The organism is Flavobacterium suncheonense GH29-5 = DSM 17707 (genome assembly GCF_000430025.1).
GTDB classification, from domain to species: Bacteria; Bacteroidota; Bacteroidia; order Flavobacteriales; family Flavobacteriaceae; genus Flavobacterium; species Flavobacterium suncheonense.
On record NZ_KE387021.1, the window covers coordinates 47,411 to 71,423 of the forward strand.

Genomic DNA, 24,013 nt, shown 5'->3' on the forward strand with positions numbered 1-24,013 from the left:
TTTTGGAGTTGATTTTACGTCAGTTCCGTTTTAGTTTTGATTGTTAAACCCGAATTCTACAGTGGCTTTCAGTATTTCCGTGTCGATGTCTTTCAGGGCTTTGAACTTAATGCAATAGCCTGTAACACTTGCCTTTCCGAGTTTTTCTCCAAATGTTTTGGGTAAATACGTTTTGTCTTTAATGCCCATGATGTAAACCGAAATACCCGAAGTGTTGGCACTCATACCAATCTGATAAAACGGTTTGCTTGTACCGTCTGCATATCGGATATTGAGTTGTCCGTAACCGATATTGGGATTGGAAACGACTTTGCCTTCACTGTTCTTTCCGTCCAGAAACCATAACTGACAGGCCGGGTTCAGCTCCAGAATCATGTGGTGCAGGGTTTGCATGTCATTGCGTTTCGCTTCCGGATGACTGTTAATGTAAGCTTCGATTTGTTTCGGTATGTCCATCTTTATTTATGGTTTTGTTGAGTTTTTCTACTATCAAAGATACCAAATATCTTGCTATGTGATATGTATTTGTGTGTCCTTGTTAGTTTTTAATCTCGTTTTTCATTTTCTCTACCATAGTTTTAAACTGAGGACTTGTTGCCAAAACGCTTTCAGATTCTTTCAGCCATTCGTCAAATTTTTTAACCTCTTTATTCAAAAAATACTGATGTAGAATGTTGTAGGCACTTTCGGGGATATATGTTTTATCCTGAAGGGTTTTCTGTGATTTTCGGAAATAAGCTTTAGCGTCTTCTAATCTTCCTTTCTTTACTAAAGCAAAAATATATTCTTTAACAGTATAAGCGTCTTGTTCATTATATTTAAGCGCTTTCTGAAGCACAACCAATGCTTCGTCATAGCGTTGCAAACAATTGTATGAAAAGGCCAGTTCAACACTTAACCCATTATGATTTGGGTTGATTTTTTCCGCCTTTTTTAAATATTCCAATGCTTTTTCGCATTCATGCATTCCATTGTATAAATATCCCCATCGGTATAGTCGTTCAATGGAATTTTTATCGCCTTCATAGTATTGCAGCCAATCCGGTACAGGAGTAACTTCTAAATCATTTAGTTTTGATTCAGGGATATGAGCAACAAGTACATTGTTGGGTTGCAAACGGTATTTCATTCGGCCTTTGCTGTCAATTTTTTCAGGAATATATTTTCCGCTGCTATTTATGGCAAAGGTTCCGGAATAGTCAAAAGTAAAACCCGCCTGCTCATCAATGTAAATAAATCCGAAATTGTAAACTCCGGTGCTGTCCGGCTGAAAAACAACCCATTTGTTTTCACTCTGCCCAAACCGTTTATCAAATTTGAGTTCGCTTTGGGAATAGGAAAAAAAAGTAAGGGTGAGAACAAGGGAAGTAATAAATTGCTTCATAATAAGGTTTGGTATTAGGGTTATTCCCAACTTCAAAATTGTAGGAGTATTAGTGTTCTGACAAATTTATCAAAATCTTAATGCAATTTTAAAAAAGAAAGAAAAATATTGTTTTTTATTGATGGTGCTGTATAGGGATTCTCTCTCACAAAAAAGTTGTGATCAAAATGAAATTTCAAAGCAAAAAATCACAAGCGCGTTTCGTTTCACAACAACTTTGTCATTGTAAAAGGTGTTGTTTGTAACAAAGCGCTTCTGGCAGTAATGACGTCCGCCTTGTTGGTTGAGGGTTTGGCTGTAAAAAGACAAAAAAAAAACAAAAGGAGCAAAACAGGTTACTCAAAATTCTCTTTAATGTTGGCTTTGCGACGTTGTTGCAGTTTAAACGGATTTTCAATCACGATGTCAAATCCTGCATAATGTGCGCTAAACGGATTTTTCTGTCCGACCAGATTGTTCATATAACCAAGGCTGAAAATAAACGGTGATGCTTTTGGCGAATAAGAATAATACAGGGAAAAGCGGCTTTCGCGATACTTAAAATCGGTCCGGGTGTTGGACTTATTTTCTTTGCTTATCGAAAATAATTGCTCTGAACTTCCAATAAGACGATGTTGATTGTCCTCGTCTAAATTTACAGTCAGTTGCAAACGAAGGCGCGAACGAAACTGAAAATCTTCGTCTAAGTTTTTAAAGTCAGGCGAATAAAATTTGCGGAATTCCTGTCGGAAGGTCGGTACGAGTTTTATTCGTGAAGTACTGAAGATGTAAGAAAGTCGGCTGTACAAACGGAATTCCTGTTTTAATCTCGGATCATCATGTTCGTAAGGCGGTTGGTCTGAATATTCGTCCTGTCTGCGGTAGCTTAGTGCCAAAGAATACTGCCAGGTTTCATGAAACTGATGATAAAATTCCTGATTAACTACTAAAATGGCGGGTTTGTAAAACGGGTTGTAATTGTCGGGATTGCTTTTTCGCGCCACGCCGATGTATGACATCGATTGCCAGCCTTTGCCTTCAATCGTGTCCAACTCCTGACGGACACCAAAAGCAAACCAATCCGCGATTTGGGTTTTGCCCAAGCCGGGCGGACTGATTTGTGAAAATACGGTGCCAAAAAAGAAGCAGAAAAACAATGTACTTATAAAATGCTTTTTCATTTAGTCGGCCACTTTACTTAAAAGAGTTCCTTCGCTGTCCAACGCCACTTTCCATTCTTTTGTGAATGATTTCAGTTCAAGAGTGTAGGTTGTTTTGCCGCCTTCGGTAATTTTTTTCACGTCGTCTGCACGATAACCATTAAAGTCGCGGTTGATTTTTGCCAACACTTTCTGAGGCAATTTGTTTTTGGAAATTTCTTCTTTGTGGCGAATTAACGTTCCTGTTTTGCTGTACCAGACGTCGTGGTCTGTTCCAAGCAGGCCGGTTTCAAATTCTGCTTTGTAGTTTTGTCCGTCCAGTTCCCATTCTACGTCAGTTGCTTTCGGGAATGCTTTCTGAAAACTGTTTAGTACTAACGACGGAACCTGACTTTGATGTAAATCCTGTGCGGATGCTGTGTTGGCGAATAGTGCCAATACAAGCGAACCCATTAAAAATACCTTCTTCATTTTCTTTAGATTTTAAATTATAATCCAAAGTTCAGTCAGCAATCTGGAAAGATTTGGGAACGGAAAAATTATTTTATCCGCAATTCAAAACAATGCAAGTCGTTTTCAAAACGGTAAACGATAGGGAATTCGTATAAATCACAAATGGCTTTTACGATGGCAAGACCAAGTCCGGTGCCGTTTGTGTTGCTTTCAGTTTTGTGAAAACGCGAAAATAATTGTGTTTCGCTGATTGGCGTTTTGCTTCCCGTGTTGCGGATGGTAATTGCTTTTTCAGAAATGGTAACGGTTACGGTTCCGTTTTCTGTATTGTGAAAAACGGCATTCCGCAAAAGGTTTGAAACCACAGCATACGCAAGCGAAAGGTTCATGTGTGCCGTTAATTCGGAAGTTTCAGAAACGGAAATGGTTACGTTTTTGTAGTCGGCAATTTCTTCCAGATCGTTTACGCTCTGTTTTACCACTTCGTTGAACGAAACCGTTTTGTTGTCTAAAAACTGGTTGTTTTCAATTTTGGTTAAAAGCAACAGCGATTTATTTAAACGCACCAAACGTTCAATGATGTTTATCGTTTCTGCAATGTTTTCAGCTTGTTCGGGTTGTAAGTTTCCTTTTTCAATGAGCAGTTCCAGTTTGTTGGTGGCAATGGCCAAAGGCGTTTGCAGTTCGTGGGAAGCATTGCCGATAAATTGCTTTTGTTGCTCGTAGGTTTCCGCATTGCGTTGCAGCAAAATGGTTACGGCTTTTTGCAGGTCGTTAAATTCCTGTGTTTCGGTTTTTACTTCGGGGAACTTGTTGCCAATGCGGTATTTTTTAAGCTGATTCAAAAAGGAATAAAACGGTTTCCAAAGACGTTGCAGCACAAAATTGTTAATGAAAATGATGATGGCAATCAAAAGCAGATAAAGACCAAGGGCTTCGCGGAACAATTCTTTAACCAAATCATCTTCTTCCACCATAGAATTGATAACGCGCAATTCGTAGTATTTTCCATGATTTTCAAACGCGGTTTTGAGCAGGCGAACGGGTTCCGGCTCGGGGGCTTCGTCGTCGGCATCCTGCATCAGCATTATCGTATCGGTATACGTGTCTGTCATGGCTACGGCTTGTGCCTGCGAAATCTCCCGAATGGCAAAAAAGCCTTCGGCAAAAGTTTTTTTATTTAAAATGGTCGGGTCTTTTTGAGCCTGATAGATAATTTGCCGTTTGTAATTTTCTAAGCCTTCATCAATACTTTCTTTAATTTCCCGGAACATATTGAAATAGAAAACAACAGTCCAGAGGCCGATAACAAAAAACAGCGAAACCGAAAGGTAAATGAGCGATTTGTTTAATAATTTCATTGTTCCGTTAACTTGTATCCGATGCCATAAACGGCTTCAATTTCTATTTCCGCTTTTGCTTCGGTTAATTTCTTCCGCAAATTTTTAATCTGATAATAAATAAAGTCGTAATTGTCGGCCTGGTCTGTGTTGTCGCCCCAAACGTGTTCTGCCAAAGCTGTTTTGGTAACCAGACGATTTTTGTTGAGCAGAAAGTAATTCAGGATATCAAACTCTTTTCGGTTTAGCGGAACGATTGTATTGTTTACAACGAAAGTGCGTTCTTTTAAGTCTAAAACGGTGTTTGCAATTTCAATCGTGTTTTTTCCGTCTAACTGGTTTCTGCGGATTACGGCTTTAATTCTTGCGTTGAGTTCGGCTATGTGAAACGGTTTTGTGAGGTAATCGTCGGCTCCGAGCTCAAGGCCTTTTAGTTTGTCGTCCAGCGAATCTTTGGCAGAAATAATGATGACATTTCCCTGTTTTCCTGCTTTTTTCAGTTGTTCCAAAAGCTGAAGTCCGCTGCCGTTGGGCAACATAATGTCGAGTAAAATGCAGTCGTAGTCGTACAATTCCATTTTTTCCTCTGCCGAATAAAAGTCGTTCGCCGTTTCAATTACAAAATACTCTTTCGTAAGTGAATCGACTAAGGTTTTCAGCAAGGCGGGTTCATCCTCAACAATCAGAATTTTCATCTGTAACTAATTTGCTTTTTAGGTTTGACAGAATACAAAGCATTTCACAGCCACAAAGTTAAGGATTGAATTTGGGAAAGAGTTGGGAATTCCTTCCTTTTTCAGAATATTGCTGGAGTAGGAATACAAGGCTTCCCAGCAGTTCGGTTTTGCGCTGCTTAATCATAGGTTTCTGTCAGGAAACAGGGTTTATTTAAGCTCGGAAAGGATTAGTTTCTTTTGCTGTAAAGTGTTTTTCAATGCCTTTTCTCTGATTTTTGGGTCAGTATTGTTTATTAGTTCATAAAATTCAACTGGAACCACCTGCCAGGATAAACCGTATTTGTCTTTGCACCAGCCGCAGGAGCTTTCCTGTCCGCCGTTTGTAGTCAATGCATTCCAATAGTAATCTGTTTCGGCTTGATCTTTTGTATTAATCACAAGGGAAACGGACTCATTAAATTTCTGAAACGGCCCTGCTGCTAAAATACTTACTTCCATACCGGCAATTTCAATAAGCGCTGTTTCAAATTTTCCGCCTCCTGCTTCCGGTGGGTTTGTGTATTTGTGGTGTTCCTTAAGTTTACCGTCTTTAAAAATTGAAAGGTAATAGTCGGCAACGGCTTTAGCATCTGTTGTTTCTACCCAAATTGAGGGGGTAATTTTTTGAGTAATCATATTTTTATTTTTAATCGTTGTGTTAATGTCGTTTGTTGTGGTGTTCTGATTGACTGACTTGTCGGGATTATTTGTCTGACTTGAATTTGAACAAGAGGTTGTCAGGCAAAGCGCAATGGCACACAGAAAAAAGGATTTATTCCTTTTTGGTCTTGTCATTTTGGCTCTGTCTAAACGAGGGCGGTTACTGAAATTATTCATAACGGTTTGGTTTTTGGGTGGTTGGTGTTTACAAAGATAGTGAAAAGTGAGAAGGGAAAAGGGAAAAGGGAAAAGGGTGAAGGAGGGAAGTGTATCACCAAAAATTTAAAAACCCGCTAATAATTTTGTCTGGTTCTTGCGGTGCTGTTATTTAACGAAAAAAGAGGAAAGTAAAGGTGATTTTAATGCGATGCTTTTACTTAGGAAGTTCTTTAAGTTTCTGCATCACTTTTTCAACCATGGTGTCACAGTAAATGAGGTTGAATTCAAAAATTTCTTCTGCGGAATAGGCTTTTTCCACTTCTTTACGGAGCATGGTTTTGGCGCGGTTTAAGCGGACTTTTACGTTGGATTCGCTGATGTTTAACACATTTGAAGTCTCCGCCACACTCAGGCCGTTAACTTCGCGCAGGGTGAAAACCAGGCGGTAATCTGTCGGGACGTTTTGCAGGGCGTTTTCAATAACCAATTTCAGTTCTCTGTTTAGAACGGAGCTGTTGGTGTCTGTATGTTGGGGGTTTGAAAACATCGGTTGGGATTTATCGGTTATTTCTTTGGCGGTAATATTTTGGTAATTCCATTTGTGCTGCTTGCGGAAGCAGTTGTTAAGCATGATTTTTATAATCCAGGTTTTAAAAGTCGCGCGGTTTTCAAATTTCGATAAATGGGTAAAGGCATCAATGTAAGTGTCCTGCATTAAGTCTTGTGTATCTTCATGGTTGTAGTTGTAGGATCTTCCGATTTTGTACAAAGCCGCGTTATTCCTGCGGATGATGATTTCAAATAACTCCGTTTCGCCCGCGAGAATCTTTTGTACCAGTTCAAAATCGGTATATTGTTCGAATGAATTCATTGATGCCTTTGTTGTTTTATTGTATAAATTTAGCGATTCTGGCCATAGAAAATGCAGCAATTGCCATTACAAGATCGCGCACTGCAACATCCAGATAGTTTAAACTTGCCAGAAGGGTAAGGGCAATAAGGGTAAGCCAGGCGGCTACAATATATCCGCCAAGTTCGGTTTTTTTCAAAACAATGATACCTGCAATAATTTCAATCACTCCAACAACCATCATGAAAGTGTGCGCGGAAAAAGGCAACATTTCACTAATGCCGGGATGCATGTATTGTTCCCAATTGGTTAGCAGATTGGTGAATTTATCCAAACCGGCTACTATGGGCACAAGGCCAAAAGTAAATTTCAATAAAGTAAAGGTTGGTTGGATTGCCTGATTTAAATTTGTGTTTTCCATTTCTTTAGTATTAAGTGTTACAATACATTAGACTTATACTATTTTAGAGTAGGGCTGAAACGGAAAGGTTACAGGCTGGTTGTTTTTTTTTGCGATTGTTTTAAAAATGTTGTGCAACGTCCCGCCGGCTTTGTGAAGGCGGGGATTTTTATTACTGATGTTTACAAATATACCTAAAAGTTTGAAAGAAAAAGCCTCACTTCGGAGAAGAAGTGCAAACACTGACTTTACCGATAAACACCCAAACCCCGCTTGCACAAAACCGCTGTTAGCAGCCGCTTTTATTTTAGAATTAGTTATTCAATAACTTCAATTTTATAAAAATATTCCTTTTGACAAGGACATTCTTCTATTAAATCCTTTTCATAAAAATCCACAAATAATCTTACCGCTTGCAGTGTTTCAAGATATTTGAAATTTATTAATCTGCGATAAACTTCTTTATAAGCTGAATTTGGATCTCCTGCAGGTTTTAAATGTACAATTTCGTTTCTTAATTCAATTAATTGCCTTAAATAATTATTCTGTTTTCCATGTTTGGATTTAAATTTTTCACCTTTTAATTCTGGTAAAGTTGTATTTATTTTATGTATTATGGAAGGTTCGAACGAATTGCCATTAATGTCAACAAACGCATAATCTTCTGGAATCAAACGATTAGCAAAACTCTCAATAGTAGCTTGTAAGTTTATAATCATATTTACAGCAACTTGGAAGAAATCTGAAAAATCACTTGGTTGAGTATTTGATTTTTTTAGATCTTTTATTCTTTGAGAATTGGCAATTAATTTATTTCTAGCGTCCACAAGTAATCGGTGACACATAACAGCATTTGAATAAAAAATTGTTACAGGATTAACTTCTTGAACTATATATTTTTCGTTTTTATAAAGAAAATCAAATCCATATACAATCTCATCGTCAAACATTAAAATTGTCGAGCCATCATGAAGTTGATTTGATTTTTGGTATTTCTTAATCCAGTTTTTACTTTCTTCAGGAACTATAGTGTTATCTAATTCACTAGGATGAAAATTAATTTTTTGCTTAATAGTAGGTTTAAGTCTTATATGAGGTAGTTTAACTGCTTCATCCATGATAAATTTGCATTTTAGATTGGGTTTTTATGGCATCGTTAATTTAAAGTGGCTGCTAACTCATAGATATGTATACAAATACATATCAGCCATCCAAAAATATCAATTTTCTCACAAACTCATCCCAAAAGTTATTGACAATCAAACTGCTCATTACGGTGAATAACTCTTGTAATCAATTGAAAAAATAGTTCAAAAAGATTACAGAATTGTAATCAAATTGTTACATTTGAAATAAAAATTACAAATTTGTAATCAAATCAAAAATCAAGATCAAAAAATTACAGCATACTACACGCCCATTCACATGACAAAACAGAGGGATTACAGAGCAATTTTAGGCATTACCCAAGAGGAAACTGCCTTTTTATTAAAAACAACCAAGAGTCAAATCGCCTTGTTTGAGCTGGGTTTACGGTTATTACCTGCTGTCAAAATGTTCAAACTTGTACTGATGTACAACCACGTACAAAAGAAACTACAGGAAAAAGCCACATTACCCGATGATAAAGCGCAAAATGCCAAATGCATTGCCTTATTGGAGCACGAATTCAGAAACACCGAAATCGAAATCTACGAGTTAAACCGCGAACTTGAAAAAATACAGGCGAAGTATCAGAAAAGCATTTCTGCCGGGGAACTGGCGCTATATCTGGAAACCGAACTTCCGGAAGACGAAAGGCCGTCAAAGGAATTTATAGCAATGCTACACTACAGAGCCAAGAGCGGTATTGAAAAGTACGGAAAGGCGGCGCAGTTGCAGTGCGAACTTAAACTAAAGGCGCAGCAGCAGCTGCAAGAGCTAATAAAAAAAGAGTTGGAACGTTTTAAATAGGCATTCCAACCCTTTTAAATTTTTTCAGTTTGGAAAGGTGAGTGGTTTACACCAAAACCGTTGTCACTTCCGCAGGATTCATAAAAACTTTGTGCACTGGGCAACTGTCGGCGATTTTCAGCAGGCGTTGGCGTTGGGTGTCGTCTAAATTGCCAATCAGTTCAATTTTTCGGGTGAAGAACGATTTGGAATTTTCTTTGTCCCAGTCGAAAGTCACTTCGATATTCACATCGGTTAAATCCCAGCCTTTATGATTGGCATACATTTTCAGGGTGATGGACGTACACGCGCCCAGGGAAGCGGCAAGCAATTCCTTCGGATTCACACCCAAATCCTGACCGCCTAATTCGGCCGGCTCATCAATGATTAGGGTTTGTTTGGCGCCCTGAACGTCAACTTTATAATTTTGGGTTCCGATATGTGCAGTTATTTTTTCCATGTTATTTAAAGTTTTTTAAGGCTGGCGGAAGCGGGACAAATTCGGTTTCACCCGGAACTTTCGGAAAAGTTTGATTTTCCCAATCAGATTTGGCTTGTTCGATGCGCTCTTTTCGGGAGGAAACGAAATTCCAGTAAATAAAGCGTTCTTCCGGGAAAGCTTCGCCGCCGAAAATATAAACAGTCGTGTTTTCCGCCATTTCAAATTCGCAGAGTTTGCTGTCTTTGGCGATTAAAATCTGTTTGGGTTCGAATACGTTGTTGCCGTCCGTAATGCTTCCTTCGAGGATATACAGCGCACTTTCACCAAACAAATCTTCACCGATTTTTACTTTTTGTGCCGATGTGGATTTTATCTCCAGAAAGTACAACGGGCTGTACACCGGAACCGGAGATTTTCTGCCAAACGCTTCCCCGGCAATGAGTTTGATGGAAACGCCGTCTTGTTCCCAATGCGGCAAATCGTCTTTTTCCACATGAGTGAAATTCGGTTCCATTTCTTCGAGTTCCTTCGGAAGTGCCACCCAGATTTGTAAGCCGTGCAGCATTTTATCGGAAGTTCTTAAGCGTTCCGGCGTTCTTTCGGAATGCACGATGCCTTTTCCGGCGGTCATCCAGTTCACGGCTCCCGGTTGGATTTCCACTTCGGTTCCTAAACTGTCGCGGTGCATGATGCTGCCTTCAAACAGATAGGTTAGGGTAGAAAGCCCAATGTGCGGATGCGGTGCAACATCCAGATTCTGATAGTCTTTTAAGCAGGTTGGCCCCATGTGGTCGATAAAGGCGAACGGGCCAACGGTTCTTTTTTCACGAAACGGAAGCAAGCGTCCCACCATAAAGTTACCGATATCGGCAGAACGTTCTTCTATAATTAATTGTACGTTTGACATAGTTTAATGTATTTTTCCGTCTTTAAATAATACCTGAAAGAAGCCTGGTACGGTTTCTTCTCTGTTCCAGTCGCGCTGTAATTCGCAAAGCAATTGGTTTACTGAAATTAGCTGACTTCCGGCTTGTTCCATTCTTCTTAGAGCAACATTGTGAGCTTCTGAAGAGGTTCCGCCAACGGCATCAACTACAGGATAAACTTCAAAGCCTTCTTTCAGAGCGTCTAAAGCGGGGAAAGTTAAGCAGGCTTCCGTCCAGAGGGCTGCCATGATTAGTTTTTTTCTTCCGGTGGCTTTAACGGCTTCATAAAATTCTTTGTCTTCCCAGGCGTTGATACTTGTTCGGTCGTAGGAAGGTTCATCGGCCAAAATTTCTTTCAAAGGCGCAATAGTATCCTGATTTCGGCCTGTTTTCACATTTACGGTAGACAAAACCACGGGGATATTGTACACTTTTGCGGTCTTGGCAAGGCGGACAATCTGTTCAACCAAAAGAGCTTGATCCATCGATTTAATGGAAGAAACCTGAACAGGCTGATAGTCAATAATAATAAGCGCTGAATTTTCAGGACTTAGCAAGTGATCGGTTTTGGGGTCGCGAATAGGTACTGTACTGCTCATGTTAAGAAGATTTAAAGATTGAATAATTTAAAGATTGAAAATTTAAATTTAACCCTGTGAGTCATATAAGTTTATTTATTTATTGCTTCTTGTCTCTTTCTCACTTCTCCTCCTCAAATCCTTTAAAATCATCAGAAACAATACGCTTCCATTCCGGATGTCTTTTGATGTACGCAAACACCAACGGGCAAAGCGGAACGAGTTTATAATCGTTTTCCTCGATGTAAACCAATGTTTTTTCGATTACAGCGGTTGCGGCACCTTTGCCTTCGAGTTCGGGTTCCACTTCGGTGTGAATTAAAGAGATTTTTCCCGGTCTTTCTTTGTAGTCGATAAAGGCTTTATGACCGTCAACAGTGATTTCAAAACGATGGGTTGCTTCGTTTTTTACTAAGGGGATATTTTCAAATTCAGGTTTCATTTCTTAATTTTTAAATTGTTTGATGGTTTGATTGTTTGATGGTTTGATTGTTTGATGGTTTGATAATTTGATGGTTTGATAATTTGATAATTTGATAATTTGATAATAAGATTATTAGAGTGTTAGATACTTACCCCTTATCCCTTATCCCTTATCCCTTATCCCTTATCCCTTATCCCTTATCTCACATCCCTTGCTTCTCAATTAATCCTCAAGATATCCAAATTTTCCGTTATTAAAGTCCTCAATGGCCTGAATGATTTCTTCTCGGGTATTCATTACGAATGGGCCGTGAGGGAAAATCGGTTCGTTGATTGGTTCGCCGCTTAATACTAAAACTACGGCGTTTTCCAATGCTTCGATGGTAAATTCTTCGCCTTCGTTTTCGAACAATACGAAATGATCGGTCGGAACGGTTTTGTCGTCATTTACTTTGATGCTACCTTCGATTACCAATAAAGCGGTGTTGTAATGTGCCGGGAATGAAAAAGTTGCTTTTCCGCCTTTGTTCAGTTTTGCATTTTGCATATGTACCGGAGTGAAAGTGGAAGCAGGGCCTTTTACATCCTTATAATTTCCCGCAATCACTTCGATGAAACCGGCATTGTCCGGAAGTTCGTAACGTCCCATTTGGCTGTTTTCAATCGCCTGATATTTGGGCTGGCTCATTTTGTCTTTCGCCGGCAAATTCACCCAAAGCTGTACCATCTGAAATTCTCCGCCGGTTTTGCTGAATTCTTCTTCGTGATATTCTTTGTGCAATACACCGGAAGCTGCGGTCATCCATTGTACATCGCCTTCACCTATAATTCCGCCGCCGCCGGCACTGTCGTGGTGCGCTACTTTTCCTTTGTAGGCAATCGTTACGGTTTCAAAACCTCTGTGCGGATGCACGCCAACGCCTCTCGGAATTTCAGACGGCGCAAAACGATATTTGGAGTTGTAATCCAACATGATAAACGGACTCATGCGTTCCATATCCAAACGAAATCCGCTTGGAATGAAGTTGTGTACTCTGAAGCCGTCGCCCACAAAATGTGGTGCTCTTGGTTCGGCTACTAATTCTATTTTTTTTGTTGCCATGATGTTCTTGATTTAAATTGTTACACAAAGTTACGGCATCAAAAGTGGGAAAGCACTTAATTTAGGTTAAGAAATAAACGATGCGATTGTAAGAAGAAATATTGTCTAAAGTTACTCAATTATCAGGGATAATCTTTCAGATTAATAAATTTATCGTACTTTTACATCCCAAACACAACACTTCATTATGAGTCAAAAAGTATTGCTTACTTCTAAGGAAGTCAATATCATTCTGCATCGTTTGGCCTGTCAGTTAATCGAAAAACACCTCGATTTTTCCAACACTATTCTTATCGGAATTCAGCCCAGAGGCAAATATCTGGCAGAAAGAATCAAACAGATTTTAGAGCAGGAATACAATATCAAAAACGTTCCGCTTGGTTTTCTGGATATTACGTTTTTCCGAGATGATTTCCGCCGAAACGAAAAACCTTTAGAAGCCAATAAAACCCAAATCGATTTTATTGTAGAAGACAAAAAAGTGGTTTTTATAGACGATGTACTGTACACCGGAAGAAGCATCCGTGCCGCTTTAACAGCCATTCAGTCCTTCGGAAGACCATCAGGCATAGAGCTTTTAACGCTCATTGACAGACGTTTCAGTCGCGATTTGCCCATCCAGCCGGATTACCGCGGAAGACAGGTAGATGCCATCAATAACGAAAAAGTAATCGTGAACTGGAAGGAAAATGATGGGGAAGATCAGGTGCTTTTGGTGGCGAAGGAAGTGAGAAGTGAAAAGGGAAAAGAGAAAAGGGAAAAGGGAAAGGGAGAAGAATCGGATATGTGACTTTTAATCTTTTAATCTTTTAATTTTTCAATCTTTCAATCTAAATAATACAACAACACAACATACAATGAAAGAGCTAAGTGTCAATCATTTACTTGGAATAAAATACATCAACAAAAACGATATCGATTTAATCTTTGAAACTGCCGACCAGTTCAAGGAAGTGATTAATCGTCCGATTAAAAAAGTACCGTCTTTACAACACATAACCATTGCGAATATTTTCTTTGAAGACAGTACGCGTACCAAATTGTCTTTCGAGTTAGCTCAAAAAAGGCTTTCGGCCGATGTGATGAGTTTTTCAGCGGCACAATCCTCAGTTAAAAAAGGGGAAACGCTTATCGATACGGTAAACAACATTCTTTCGATGAAAGTGGATATGGTGGTCATGCGCCATAAAAACCCCGGAGCAGCTTATTTCCTTTCGCAAAATGTAAAAGCGAGCATTGTAAATGCCGGTGACGGAGCCCACGAACATCCAACTCAGGCTTTATTGGACAGTTATTCAATTAGAGAAAGACTTGGTGATGTAGGAGGGAAGAAAGTGGTAATTGTGGGTGATATTCTGCACTCACGTGTGGCGTTGTCCAATATTTTTGCTTTGCAGATGCAAGGTGCTGAAGTAATGGTTTGTGGCCCAAAAACACTGATCCCGAGATATATTGAATCATTAGGGGTAAAATATGAACCAAATCTTCGCAAAGCATTGGAATGGTGTGATGTAGCAAATATGCTTCGCGTACAAAATGAACGTTTGGATGTGAATTATTTCCCGTCCACAAGAGAATATTCCCAACAATATGGTGTGGATAAAGCGTTACTTGATTCGCTTGATAAAGAAATCGTAATTATGCACCCGGGACCAATCAATCGTGGGGTTGAAATTACTTCGGATGTGGCTGATTCTCAACAATCTGTAATTCTAAATCAGGTGGAGAATGGCGTGGCGGTTCGTATGGCGGTGATTTATTTGCTGGCGCAGAAGATTAAGTAGTGAAAAGGGAAAAGGGAAAAGGGAAAAGTTGTTGTAGAAATTAAAAATCCTCAGTAACTTAGCGTTTCAGCACTTTACCAATTAATTTATGAAAGTAGAGCATAAAGAACATACCACTATAGTTAAAGATACCGAAGGTAATATTCTGCAATTTCTGCAAAAGGTTACCAGTCAGTACGATGCGCTTAAAGAACGCAATCTCGTTTTGGATATAACCAAAGACAAATCGGTGGATATTAAAGGAATTAAGGCCTTTGCGGATTTGTCTAAAAAACACAAAAAAGCCAAAAAATCGTTCGTAATTGTCGCAGAAAATATTGATTTTAATGATGTTCCGTCTTCCATGTTGGTGGTTCCGACACTTTTGGAAGCCCACGACATGATTGAAATGGAAGAAATCGAACGGGATTTAGGTTTTTAATTTAGTTGAAAGTAGCGGTTAGAAGCATAGATTTTTTACTGAATACTGCTTTCTGAACACTGAATACTTTACACATGAAACTCACTATTCTAGGCTGTTATGCCGCAACTCCACGTACTATAACCAATCCGACGTCTCAGGTTCTGGAAATCAAAAACCGCATGTTTCTCATCGATTGCGGGGAAGGAACACAGGTACAGCTTCGTAAGAACAAAATCAAGTTTTCAAGAATAGAGCACATTTTCATTTCGCACCTTCACGGCGATCATTTTTATGGTTTGGTTGGGCTGATTTCAACGTTTATGCTCTTAAACCGTCAGGCGGATTTACACGTTTACGGACCTAAAGGAATAAAAGAGATAATCCTGCTACAACTCAGATTATCAAATTCTTATACAGGTTACAATTTATATTTTCATGAATTGGAAAGTACTGAAAGCGAAGTGGTTTACGAAGACGAAAAAGTAGTCGTAAAAACCATTCCGCTGAAGCATCGGGTGTACACCAACGGTTATCTTTTCCTAGAGAAAAATATAGAGCGTAAACTGAATATCGATGCGATTTTGAATCATGACATTGATGTGGTTTACTACAATAAAATTAAATACGGAGGTGATATTACTTTAGAAGACGGCCGTGTAATTCCCAACGAAAAACTCACTTTCGATCCGGAACCGGCTAAAAGCTATGCCTTTTGTTCGGATACCGTTTACGATGAAAGCATTATACCGCTGCTTGAAAACGTTACGGTTTTGTACCACGAAAGTACTTTTTTGGATTCCGAAGAATATCTGGCGGAAAAAACTATGCATTCCACTGCCAAACAAGCCGCAAAAATTGCTAAATTGGCTAATGCGGAAATTTTACTGTTGGGACATTATTCCACCCGATATGATAAAATTGAGCGTTTTCAGGAAGAAGCGCAAACCGTTTTTACTAACGTAATACTGGCAGATGATGGAAAAGAAATCGAATTCTGAAACCTATTTCAGCAGAATAATTAAATTTATTTTCAGGTTATTCACCAAAAAGAAATAATGCAAATAAGCCATGTCTGATTTAAGCAACTACCGCAAATCCTACGAAAAGAGCGAACTTCTGGAAACCAATATACCCGAAGATCCGATGAATCTGTTTCATCGCTGGTTTTACGAAACGGAAGATTTGGGAGTAGAAGGAGAAGTGAACGCCATGACCGTATCCACGATTGGTTTAGATGGTTTTCCTAAATCGCGCGTGGTACTGCTTAAAAAGTTTAACGAAGAAGGCTTTATTTTTTACACGAATTATAATTCTGAAAAAGGAAAAGCTATTGCCAACAATCCTAATATCTGTCTGTCATTCTTTTGGCATTCCATGGAACGGCAGGTAATCATTAAAGGGATTGCCGAGAAAACTCCTGAAACCGTTTCGGACAATTACTTCGACAGCAGACCGGACGGCAGTAAACTCGGCGCTGTGGTTTCACCGCAAAGCGAAGTGATTCCGTCCAGAACTTATTTAGAAGAAAATCTCAAAACTTTGGAAAAAGAATACCAAAACAGAGCAATCCCGCGACCGAAAAGCTGGGGTGGCTATCTGGTCAGACCCGTTTCCGTTGAGTTTTGGCAAGGACGACCGAATCGTTTGCACGACCGAATCCGTTACACACTTTTAGACAATTTTGACTGGAAAATTGAAAGACTATCTCCTTAAAGGTTAATAAAATAGATTTAAATGTTAAAATTTTGTGCATTTCGTCGATTTAATTTGCAGTTAATCGAATTTGATGTACATTTGTCTCGTTATCAATGAGTTACGAATTGAAATTGATACCGAAGCAAAAACAATAACATTTAAATTTTAGTTTATGAAAGTAACAATTTTTCGCCCCTTATCGATCATTGCCTTACTCATAACTTTTGCTTCTTGTTCTACAGATAGTACAGATGAAACAGCTCCGGCAGAAAGCGCTAACTATGTTGTAAACAATAACTATGCATACAGTCCTATTGAGTTGGAGATTGCCGAATTGATTAATCAGTACAGAGAGAGTAAAGGACTTAATTCGCTTGAAAAAATCAACCATATTTCGAATGTCGCAGAAGATCATGACGAATATATGATCTCGGTTAATACGTTAACACACGCCCTTTTTGCCCAAAGAGAGGATAATTTAAAAGAAACGTTAGGTGCGGTTTCCGTTGGGGAAAACATTGCATACAACTATTCGACTGCGCAGTCTGTAGTGGATGCCTGGCTGGCAAGCCCGTCACACAAAGCAAACATTGAAGGTAATTACACGCATTGTGGTATTTCGGTACGAGAGAATGCTGAAGGAAAGAAATACTTTACCAACTTGTTTATCAGAAAGTAAGCTTACTAAAAATATGTGTTTAGTTTCTGGGTTTAAATAATCCAAAAAAAGAAAAGCATCCGCCAAAACGGATGCTTTTTTAATGGTTGTAAATTTTTAAAATTACATGCTAAGAATAATAAATTCACTACGTCTGTTTTTCTGATGTTCGGCCTCACTGCAAGGTACACCGTCGGAACATCCGTTAACCAGCTGTGTCTCTCCGAAACCTTTAGCAGACAATCGGCTGCGTTCGATTCCGTTTTTAACCATATATTCTAAAGTTGATTTTGCTCTTCGGTCTGATAATCGCTCATTGTATTTATGAGTCTGTCGGCTGTCTGTGTGGGAACGGATATCAACTTTCATGTTCGGATATTGTTTCATAACCGCTATGATTTTTTCCAGATCGACGGCTGCATCCGGGCGGATATTCCATTTGTCCAAATCGAAATAGATGATGCTGATGTCGAAAATTTTGGCTAAATCGGTACCAACCTCTATTGGTTTGATGCGTTTTTCTAAGGCAATATCGGCTCTCGATTCGCCGGATTTTAACGGAATGGAAACACTGATTTCTTTCGTTTCGTAGTCCGGATTTTCGGCTCGTACATAGTATTTTTTGTCGCAGTCGATGTTTTCTTCAAAGGCGAAATCACCGTTTTCATTAGCTTCAACAGCTTTGATCAGTTCCATATTGGCATCGAAAAGGGAAACTTTTGCTCCCGGAAGCGCTGCAGCCGTTTCTTTATCGGTGATGGTTCCTTTCAGCAATTGTTCGCAAACATTTTCTTTGAATTTGTAAATGTCGTCCGAACCAACACCACCGTCACGATTGGAAGTAAAATAACCAATGTGTGTTTTGGAATTTACAACATAACCGAAATCGTCTTTGGCACTGTTAACGGGAGCTCCTACATTTTTGATAGCGGTAAAACTTCCGTCTTTGTTCATTTTGGCTTCAAAAACATCCAAACCTCCAATACCCAAATGATCGTCGGAAGCAAAGTATAACACGTTTTTATCTGTAATGAAAGGGAAGGTCTCGCGCATCGGCGTATTGATAGCCGGCCCTAAATTTTCAGGCGATCCGAAAGTACCGTTATCGTTAATCGCAACCCGGAAAATATCCGATTGTCCCAAAGTTCCCGGCATGTCTGAAGAAAAGTACAATGTTTTCTCATCAGCGCTTAAAGCCGGGTGAGCAACGCTGTAATTGTCGTTGTTGAAAGGCAGTTCGGTTACATCGGTCCATTTGCCGTCTTTTAACGTGGCTTTGTAAATTTTCAGCTTATTGATTTTATCGCTGCTTTTCCCTTTTTTACCGTCGTTGTAATTGTTACGGGTAAAATACACGGTATTGCCGTCTTTCGTAAATACCGGCGTTGCCTCATTGAATTTGCTGTCTAAATCTTTCGAGAATTCTTTGGCATCGCTCAGCATTCCGTCTTCACCGGCTTTTGCCGTAAACAATCTTGTAAAGTATTGTCCCGTCCAGGTGTGTTTTTTCTGGAAAACATCGCCGGTCGAACGGGCAGAGGTAAAGATTACCTCGTCTCCCTTCAGGAAAGCACCATAATCTGAAAATTCGGTATTAATTCCTGCATTTTCGACTGTATAACGGTCTGAATTTACGCGTAACTGTTTCAGATAATCTTTGTTGTTCTGCAATTCCTCTCCGGTTGGATTGTTGGTTTTCTGAAAGAACTTTATAAGATACTCGTCTGCTTTGTCATATTTTCCGACTGCTTTCAGTGCTTGTGCATATCTGAAATAGTATTCCGGTTCCACATCGTTGGTCATGGCAAATAACTCGCCGTACCATCTTTCCGCCTTATCATATTCGCCGTTGAAATAGTAAGAGTTGCCCAGTTTTTCGAACAAATCTGCGGATTTATGTCCTTTTTCGGCTACTTTTTCGTAAATCTCAATTGCATCTATGTAAGCGTATTTGTCGTATTTTTTATCAGCTGTTGCCAATCGTCCTATTCCTAATTGGGAATATGCGCTGCAAGTGGTGAAAATTGCCAGTAAAAGTATTGCTTTGGTTTTCATGATCATTCAGTTTAGAAGAAACGTGGAGTTAACATTTTAGAATTGTTGAACAACTCGAATCGAAGGAAAACTTCATGGGAACCAGAGTTGTAATTTTCTAATTGAGTAGTTTCAGCATCGTACGCATATCCTATAAAAATGGAATTGGTAATCTGAAATCCGGCCATCGCACTCCACGCAGCATCCCAGCGATAGGCTGCTCCAAGAGTTAATTTTTCATAAAGCAGGAAGTTTAAGGAACCATCTAACTGTAATGGCGCACCTTCAACAGCTTTCGCTAAAACGGAAGGTTTGATTTTTAAGTTAGGGCCTGTTTCAAAAACGTATCCGGTTATGAAATAATAGTGTAATCTTTCCTGTGTAATGGAAATCGAATTGTCTTTATAACGTTTGGTCTCAAAGAAATTCGGAACAGACAAACCAGCATAAAATTTATCGGAATACAAGTAAATTCCGGCACCCACATTCGGACTGAAATCGTTATCCAGATTTTGGAATTGCGGGTCATTCTGATGCTGAATGTTCAGTTTGTTGACATCGATACTGAAAAGATTGGCAGTTCCTTTTAAACCGAAAGCCAGTTTATAATTGTCAGACATTTGAATAAAATAAGACAAATCGGCGGAGATGGCATTTTCTTCTGCCGGACCAATGCGGTCGTTTACTACAGATAGCCCAATTCCGAAACTCGAATCACCAATAGGGGAGTTTACCGAAAACGCATTAGTGGTTGGCGCACCGTCCAGTCCTACCCATTGGCTTCTGTGCAATCCGAAAATACTCAGTACTTCACGCGAACCGGCGTAACCAGGATTTATATTAACAGTATTGTACATATACTGCGTGTATTGTGAGTCTTGTTGCGAATACCCCATCATACCGATTAATCCTAAAACGAGTGTTATTATTTTTGTTTTCATGATCACTAATTTAATATTAATTTTAGTACATAACAGTATTATGAGAATTATCTGTTTAAATATAAGTATCCTGATTTATCCAGCCAGTTTCCTGTTTCATTACTTTTGTATTTTAAAATGTAGAAATAGGTTCCGTCTGGTAATTCTTCGCCTCTGTTGAGTGTAGAACGGCCTTCAGACACACCATTGAAGGAAATATCCGCATTGTTGTAGCCGTTTTCATCGTATACTAAAATACCCCATCTGTTATAAATTTTTACGTTATTTTCTGCATAACAGGTAATACCGTCAATGTAAAAAATGTCATTTAAACCATCATGATTCGGAGAAACGGCATTAAATACATTTATAGAACATTCTGCCAAAACTCCACAATCATCAAGAACATGGAGGTAGAACTCATATTTTCTAGGACAGAAACTATCATTAGTGTCTAAATTGTAAACCAAAGTGTAATATCCAACAGGAAGTGCAGTCACATTTAAAATGCTGCCTTGAAGTGCTGATTCAAAACCTGCATTTTCAATAGTCCATGTTCCGTCTAATTCGTCTTCACTCACTAAATCTGTCAGCAGCTGATTCAGGTTATAACTTGCATTAGCAGAATCATTACTACATAATTCTTTAGTTCCTGCATTGAACGTGTCGCCAACAGTTACATGAATGGTTTGTGTAATGACAGTTGAATTTCCGCAAGTGTCGGTAGCTGTCCAGGTTCTGATGATGTCGTAGGAGATAATCAGATTATTTTCGTCCTGTACTTCATTTGCAATTTCCTGAGAACTTTCAACCGTTACCGAACCACCACAATTGTCTGTAAAATTGAGCTCTGGCATATCTGGTATGTTTGTACAGGTTACGGTCATTTCAGATTGGAAATCTTCATCTTCAAGAATTGGAGCAATTTCATCGTGAACAGTTATTATTTGTGCGATAGATGAAGTGTTTCCGCAAGCATCTGTAAACGTCCAGGTTCTGGTGATGATATAGGAATTAATACAGGTTCCTTCTGCAATACTTGTTGAGGAATCTTCTCCCAAGACAGTTATTTCAACGCCACAATTATCTGTAGCTGTCAACCATATTGATGGCGGAACATCTCCCGAACAGGAAACTGTGATATCAACAGGAGCCGGCGGTAATTCAGGAGCAATAGTGTCGCTCACGTTGATGGTTTGCGATACCGATGAAGTATTGCCACAAGCATCGACAAAGGTCCAGGTTCTTGTAACTACATAAGAATTAGCACATGCACCCGGAGTGATGGTGTCAACGCCTTCCACAGTTATCGGATCTTGACAGTTGTCTGTTGCGGTTAAGGTGATCATGGCCGGAACTTCAGATCCACAGGCTACAGTTACATCAGCCGGAGCTTCAGGAACAACCGGAGCAATGGTATCATTTACATTGATGGTTTGCGACACCGATGATGTATTGCCACAAGCATCGACAAAGGTCCAGGTTCTTGTAACTACATAAGAATTTGGACAATCACCCGGAGTGATGGTGTCAACACCTTCCACAGTTATCGGATCTTGACAGTTGTCTGTTGCGGTTAGGGAAATCATGGCCGGAATTTCAGATCCACAGGCTACAGTTACATCAGCCGGAGCTTCAGGAACAACCGGAGCAATGGTATCATTTACATTGATGGTTTGCGATACCGATGAAGTATTGCCACAAGCATCGACAAAGGTCCAGGTTCTTGTAACTACATAAGAATTAGCACATGCACCCGGAGTGATGGTGTCAACGCCTTCCACAGTTATCGGATCTTGACAGTTGTCTGTTGCGGTTAAGGTGATCATGGCCGGAACTTCAGATCCACAGGCTACAGTTACATCAGCCGGAGCTTCAGGAATAACCGGAGCAATGGTATCATTTACATTGATGGTTTGCGATACCGATGATGTATTGCCACAAGCATCGACAAAGGTCCAGGTTCTTGTAACTATATAAGAATTAGCACATGCACCCGGAGTGATGGCGTCAACGCCTTCCACAGTTATCGGATCTTGACAGTTGTCTGTTGCGGTTAGGGAAATCATGGCCGGAATTTCGGTTCCACAAGCTACAGTTACATCAGCCGGAGCTTCAGGAATAACCGGAGCAATGGTATCATTTACATTGATGGTTTGCGATACCGATGAAGTATTACCACAGGCATCGACAAACGTCCAGGTTCTGGTGATTACGTAAGAGTTAACACATTGTCCCGGAGTGATTGTATCTACACCTTCTGCGGTTATGTCGCCCTGACAGTTGTCAGTCGCGGTTAGGGAAATCATGGCCGGAATTTCGGTTCCACAGGCTATAGTAACATCGGCCGGAGCTTCAGGAACTACTGGTGCTACGGTATCTTCAACTTCAATAAGTTGTGAAATTACCGCTGTATTACCACAAGCATCCGTAAATGTCCAGGTTCTGGTAATTACAAATGAATTTGGACAATCACCAGGAGCTATGCTATCAACACCTGGTACGGTTATTGGTCCCGAGCAATTATCAATTGCAGTAAGTGAAATCATAGCTGGTACTTCAGAACTACAAGAGATTTCTAATTTTACAGGAGGTGATGGCGGAACAGGTGCTACATTATCATCCACTGTTATGGTCTGACTAACTGATGAAGTATTACCACAAGCATCCACAAAGGTCCAGGTTCTGACAACTACAAACGAATTAACACAATCGCCCGGAGTAATACTGTCTGTTCCTTGTACTGTAATTTCACCCTGACAATTATCGTTAGCGGTTAGTGAAATCATCGCAGGTACTTCTGCACTACAAGAAACAGTAACGTTAGCCGGTGCTGCAGGAGCGACAGGTGCAATGTTATCATTTACTGTAATCGTTTGCGAAACGGATGATGTATTACCGCATAAATCTCCAAAAGTCCAAGTTCTGGTAATTACATAGGAATTAGGGCAACTTCCCGGAGTAATGGTATCAACTCCTACAGAAGTAATTGGTCCTGCACAGGTATCAGTGGCAGTAAGCGAAATCATTGCCGGAACATCAGCACTACAGGCGACAGTTACATCAGCCGGTGCTTGAGGCAATACTGGAGAAGAAGTATCAGCAACATTAATTGTCTGACTTACAGATGAAGTGTTACCACAACCATCTGTAAAAGTCCAGATTCTTGTGATTGTATAAGAACTGGCACAATTACCGGAAGTAATACTGTCAACACCAGACACAGTAATGGAACCGTTACAATTATCAGTAGCTGTTAAAGAAATCATAGCCGGAACCAATCCTGAACAAGCCACAGTTATATCAGCCGGAGCAGGAGGTGCTACAGGCGGAATGTTGTCGTTCACGGTAATAGTTTGTGAAGCCGTAGAACTATTACCACAAGAATCTGTAAAAGTCCAAGTGCGAACAATCACGTAGGAATTAGGACAACTTCCCGGAGTTACCACATCGTTTGGTACACCGGTTACGCTTCCGCCACAATTATCGTTAGCGGTAAGTACAGCCGCAGTCGGTACCAAAGAAGAACAAGCCACAGTTATGTTAGCCGGAGCTGCCGGAGCAACTGGCGGAATATTATCGTTCACGGTAATAGTTTGTGAAGCCGTAGAGCTATTACCACAAGAATCTGTGAAAGTCCAAGTGCGTACAATCACGTAGGAATTAGGACAGCTTCCCGGAGTTACGACATCATTCGGTACACCGGTTACACTTCCGCCACAATTATCGTTAGCGGTAAGTACGGCAGCTGTTGGTACTAATGAAGAACAACTTACGGTAATATTAGCCGGAGCAGAAGGTGCTACAGGCGGAATATTATCGTTCACGGTAATAGTTTGTGAAGCCGTAGAGCTATTACCACAAGAATCTGTGAAAGTCCAAGTACGTAAAATTGTATATGAATTAGGACAGCTTCCCGGAATTACCACATCGTTTGGTACACCGGTTACGCTTCCGCCACAATTATCGTTAGCGGTAAGTACGGCAGCTGTTGGTACTAATGAGGAACAACTTA

General features: G+C 39.8%; 25 protein-coding genes and 1 pseudogene. 7 read left to right on the plus strand and 19 right to left on the minus strand.

Going from position 1 to position 24,013, the window contains the following annotated elements:
* Positions 1–30 precede the first annotated feature (30 nt).
* The 10 genes from G498_RS0112665 to G498_RS0112715 all read right to left on the minus strand — a co-directional run bounded on the left by G498_RS0112665 (position 31) and on the right by G498_RS0112715 (position 8,219).
* Complete coding sequence (locus G498_RS0112665; RefSeq protein ID WP_026981488.1) at positions 31–456, minus strand: DUF1801 domain-containing protein; 426 nt, start codon at positions 454–456, stop codon at positions 31–33.
* A gap of 82 nt (positions 457–538) precedes the next feature.
* On the minus strand, positions 539–1,384 hold the full coding sequence (locus tag G498_RS0112670) for a tetratricopeptide repeat protein (protein ID WP_026981489.1): 846 nt from the start codon (positions 1,382–1,384) through the stop codon (positions 539–541).
* 335 nt (positions 1,385–1,719) lie between these two features.
* Positions 1,720–2,544 (minus strand): DUF2490 domain-containing protein, encoded by an 825-nt coding sequence (locus G498_RS15170; protein ID WP_051269907.1) that lies wholly within the window; start codon positions 2,542–2,544, stop codon positions 1,720–1,722.
* Positions 2,545–2,994, minus strand: a complete 450-nt coding sequence (locus G498_RS0112680; RefSeq protein WP_026981490.1) for a PepSY-like domain-containing protein — start codon at positions 2,992–2,994, stop codon at positions 2,545–2,547.
* A gap of 68 nt (positions 2,995–3,062) precedes the next feature.
* A complete protein-coding gene (locus G498_RS0112685; protein ID WP_026981491.1) occupies positions 3,063–4,337 on the minus strand; it encodes a sensor histidine kinase in 1,275 nt (424 codons plus the stop codon).
* Positions 4,334–5,011 (minus strand): response regulator transcription factor, encoded by a 678-nt coding sequence (locus tag G498_RS0112690; RefSeq protein WP_026981492.1) that lies wholly within the window; start codon positions 5,009–5,011, stop codon positions 4,334–4,336. The genes G498_RS0112685 and G498_RS0112690 overlap by 4 nt, the downstream gene beginning before the upstream one ends.
* 189 nt (positions 5,012–5,200) lie before the next feature.
* On the minus strand, positions 5,201–5,869 hold the full coding sequence (locus G498_RS0112695) for a VOC family protein (protein ID WP_211227766.1): 669 nt from the start codon (positions 5,867–5,869) through the stop codon (positions 5,201–5,203).
* A 196-nt stretch (positions 5,870–6,065) separates the two neighbouring features.
* A complete protein-coding gene (locus G498_RS0112700; protein ID WP_026981494.1) occupies positions 6,066–6,722 on the minus strand; it encodes a sigma-70 family RNA polymerase sigma factor in 657 nt (218 codons plus the stop codon).
* Between the two features lie 16 nt (positions 6,723–6,738).
* Entirely contained in the window at positions 6,739–7,122 is a 384-nt protein-coding gene (locus tag G498_RS0112705) for a hypothetical protein (RefSeq protein ID WP_026981495.1), read from the minus strand.
* 296 nt (positions 7,123–7,418) lie between these two features.
* On the minus strand, positions 7,419–8,219 hold the full coding sequence (locus tag G498_RS0112715) for a hypothetical protein (RefSeq protein ID WP_026981497.1): 801 nt from the start codon (positions 8,217–8,219) through the stop codon (positions 7,419–7,421).
* Between the two features lie 307 nt (positions 8,220–8,526).
* Between G498_RS0112715 and G498_RS0112720 the strand changes: the two genes are divergently transcribed.
* A complete protein-coding gene (locus tag G498_RS0112720; RefSeq protein ID WP_026981498.1) occupies positions 8,527–9,054 on the plus strand; it encodes a helix-turn-helix domain-containing protein in 528 nt (175 codons plus the stop codon).
* Between the two features lie 46 nt (positions 9,055–9,100).
* Here the strand turns inward: G498_RS0112720 and G498_RS0112725 are convergent, their stop codons facing one another.
* From G498_RS0112725 to G498_RS0112745, 5 genes are all read right to left on the minus strand, one after another.
* Positions 9,101–9,493 (minus strand): OsmC family protein, encoded by a 393-nt coding sequence (locus tag G498_RS0112725; protein WP_026981499.1) that lies wholly within the window; start codon positions 9,491–9,493, stop codon positions 9,101–9,103.
* A gap of 1 nt (position 9,494) precedes the next feature.
* Entirely contained in the window at positions 9,495–10,382 is an 888-nt protein-coding gene (locus tag G498_RS0112730; protein ID WP_026981500.1) for a pirin family protein, read from the minus strand.
* 3 nt (positions 10,383–10,385) lie between these two features.
* Positions 10,386–11,000 (minus strand): hydrolase, encoded by a 615-nt coding sequence (locus tag G498_RS0112735; RefSeq protein WP_026981501.1) that lies wholly within the window; start codon positions 10,998–11,000, stop codon positions 10,386–10,388.
* Positions 11,001–11,100: 100 nt separating this feature from the next.
* The gene (locus G498_RS0112740) at positions 11,101–11,421 is read right to left on the minus strand and encodes a GNAT family N-acetyltransferase (RefSeq protein WP_026981502.1); all 321 of its coding nucleotides are present in this window, start codon (positions 11,419–11,421) and stop codon (positions 11,101–11,103) included.
* A 204-nt stretch (positions 11,422–11,625) separates the two neighbouring features.
* Entirely contained in the window at positions 11,626–12,504 is an 879-nt protein-coding gene (locus G498_RS0112745) for a pirin family protein (protein WP_026981503.1), read from the minus strand.
* Between the two features lie 187 nt (positions 12,505–12,691).
* Here G498_RS0112745 and pyrR point away from each other — a divergent pair, with 187 nt between their 5' ends.
* The 6 genes from pyrR (at position 12,692) to G498_RS0112775 (ending at position 17,065) form a co-directional block, all read left to right on the plus strand.
* Positions 12,692–13,294 (plus strand): bifunctional pyr operon transcriptional regulator/uracil phosphoribosyltransferase PyrR, encoded by a 603-nt coding sequence (gene pyrR / locus G498_RS0112750; protein WP_026981504.1) that lies wholly within the window; start codon positions 12,692–12,694, stop codon positions 13,292–13,294.
* Positions 13,295–13,361: 67 nt separating this feature from the next.
* Positions 13,362–14,288 (plus strand): aspartate carbamoyltransferase catalytic subunit, encoded by a 927-nt coding sequence (locus G498_RS0112755; protein WP_026981505.1) that lies wholly within the window; start codon positions 13,362–13,364, stop codon positions 14,286–14,288.
* An 88-nt stretch (positions 14,289–14,376) separates the two neighbouring features.
* Positions 14,377–14,709 carry a hypothetical protein gene (locus G498_RS0112760; protein ID WP_026981506.1) on the plus strand — a complete coding sequence of 111 codons (333 nt, stop codon included), beginning with the start codon at positions 14,377–14,379 and terminating at the stop codon, positions 14,707–14,709.
* Positions 14,710–14,783: 74 nt separating this feature from the next.
* A complete protein-coding gene (locus tag G498_RS0112765) occupies positions 14,784–15,689 on the plus strand; it encodes a ribonuclease Z (protein WP_026981507.1) in 906 nt (301 codons plus the stop codon).
* Between the two features lie 70 nt (positions 15,690–15,759).
* Positions 15,760–16,404, plus strand: coding sequence for a pyridoxamine 5'-phosphate oxidase (gene pdxH, locus G498_RS0112770; protein WP_026981508.1), 645 nt, complete (start codon positions 15,760–15,762; stop codon positions 16,402–16,404).
* A 154-nt stretch (positions 16,405–16,558) separates the two neighbouring features.
* Positions 16,559–17,065, plus strand: coding sequence for a CAP domain-containing protein (locus tag G498_RS0112775; RefSeq protein WP_026981509.1), 507 nt, complete (start codon positions 16,559–16,561; stop codon positions 17,063–17,065).
* Between the two features lie 102 nt (positions 17,066–17,167).
* Here G498_RS0112775 and G498_RS0112780 read toward each other — a convergent pair whose 3' ends face one another.
* The 4 genes and pseudogenes from G498_RS0112780 to G498_RS16040 form a co-directional block, all read right to left on the minus strand.
* Entirely contained in the window at positions 17,168–19,099 is a 1,932-nt protein-coding gene (locus G498_RS0112780; RefSeq protein ID WP_026981510.1) for an OmpA family protein, read from the minus strand.
* Positions 19,100–19,110: 11 nt separating this feature from the next.
* A complete protein-coding gene (locus tag G498_RS0112785) occupies positions 19,111–20,019 on the minus strand; it encodes a PorP/SprF family type IX secretion system membrane protein (protein ID WP_026981511.1) in 909 nt (302 codons plus the stop codon).
* 47 nt (positions 20,020–20,066) lie between these two features.
* On the minus strand, positions 20,067–23,825 hold the full coding sequence (locus tag G498_RS0112790) for an HYR-like domain-containing protein (RefSeq protein ID WP_154656457.1): 3,759 nt from the start codon (positions 23,823–23,825) through the stop codon (positions 20,067–20,069).
* A gap of 9 nt (positions 23,826–23,834) precedes the next feature.
* Positions 23,835–24,013, minus strand: a pseudogene (locus tag G498_RS16040) (HYR-like domain-containing protein); the annotation flags it as partial.

Coding starts and splice junctions, on each gene's coding strand:
- G498_RS0112665 (WP_026981488.1), bottom strand. CDS start 456: ATGGACATACCGAAACAAATCGAAGCTTACATTAACAGTCATCCGGAA.
- G498_RS0112670 (WP_026981489.1), bottom strand. CDS start 1,384: ATGAAGCAATTTATTACTTCCCTTGTTCTCACCCTTACTTTTTTTTCC.
- G498_RS15170 (WP_051269907.1), bottom strand. CDS start 2,544: ATGAAAAAGCATTTTATAAGTACATTGTTTTTCTGCTTCTTTTTTGGC.
- G498_RS0112680 (WP_026981490.1), bottom strand. CDS start 2,994: ATGAAGAAGGTATTTTTAATGGGTTCGCTTGTATTGGCACTATTCGCC.
- G498_RS0112685 (WP_026981491.1), bottom strand. CDS start 4,337: ATGAAATTATTAAACAAATCGCTCATTTACCTTTCGGTTTCGCTGTTT.
- G498_RS0112690 (WP_026981492.1), bottom strand. CDS start 5,011: ATGAAAATTCTGATTGTTGAGGATGAACCCGCCTTGCTGAAAACCTTA.
- G498_RS0112695 (WP_211227766.1), bottom strand. CDS start 5,869: ATGAATAATTTCAGTAACCGCCCTCGTTTAGACAGAGCCAAAATGACA.
- G498_RS0112700 (WP_026981494.1), bottom strand. CDS start 6,722: ATGAATTCATTCGAACAATATACCGATTTTGAACTGGTACAAAAGATT.
- G498_RS0112705 (WP_026981495.1), bottom strand. CDS start 7,122: ATGGAAAACACAAATTTAAATCAGGCAATCCAACCAACCTTTACTTTA.
- G498_RS0112715 (WP_026981497.1), bottom strand. CDS start 8,219: ATGGATGAAGCAGTTAAACTACCTCATATAAGACTTAAACCTACTATT.
- G498_RS0112720 (WP_026981498.1), top strand. CDS start 8,527: ATGACAAAACAGAGGGATTACAGAGCAATTTTAGGCATTACCCAAGAG.
- G498_RS0112725 (WP_026981499.1), bottom strand. CDS start 9,493: ATGGAAAAAATAACTGCACATATCGGAACCCAAAATTATAAAGTTGAC.
- G498_RS0112730 (WP_026981500.1), bottom strand. CDS start 10,382: ATGTCAAACGTACAATTAATTATAGAAGAACGTTCTGCCGATATCGGT.
- G498_RS0112735 (WP_026981501.1), bottom strand. CDS start 11,000: ATGAGCAGTACAGTACCTATTCGCGACCCCAAAACCGATCACTTGCTA.
- G498_RS0112740 (WP_026981502.1), bottom strand. CDS start 11,421: ATGAAACCTGAATTTGAAAATATCCCCTTAGTAAAAAACGAAGCAACC.
- G498_RS0112745 (WP_026981503.1), bottom strand. CDS start 12,504: ATGGCAACAAAAAAAATAGAATTAGTAGCCGAACCAAGAGCACCACAT.
- pyrR (WP_026981504.1), top strand. CDS start 12,692: ATGAGTCAAAAAGTATTGCTTACTTCTAAGGAAGTCAATATCATTCTG.
- G498_RS0112755 (WP_026981505.1), top strand. CDS start 13,362: ATGAAAGAGCTAAGTGTCAATCATTTACTTGGAATAAAATACATCAAC.
- G498_RS0112760 (WP_026981506.1), top strand. CDS start 14,377: ATGAAAGTAGAGCATAAAGAACATACCACTATAGTTAAAGATACCGAA.
- G498_RS0112765 (WP_026981507.1), top strand. CDS start 14,784: ATGAAACTCACTATTCTAGGCTGTTATGCCGCAACTCCACGTACTATA.
- pdxH (WP_026981508.1), top strand. CDS start 15,760: ATGTCTGATTTAAGCAACTACCGCAAATCCTACGAAAAGAGCGAACTT.
- G498_RS0112775 (WP_026981509.1), top strand. CDS start 16,559: ATGAAAGTAACAATTTTTCGCCCCTTATCGATCATTGCCTTACTCATA.
- G498_RS0112780 (WP_026981510.1), bottom strand. CDS start 19,099: ATGAAAACCAAAGCAATACTTTTACTGGCAATTTTCACCACTTGCAGC.
- G498_RS0112785 (WP_026981511.1), bottom strand. CDS start 20,019: ATGAAAACAAAAATAATAACACTCGTTTTAGGATTAATCGGTATGATG.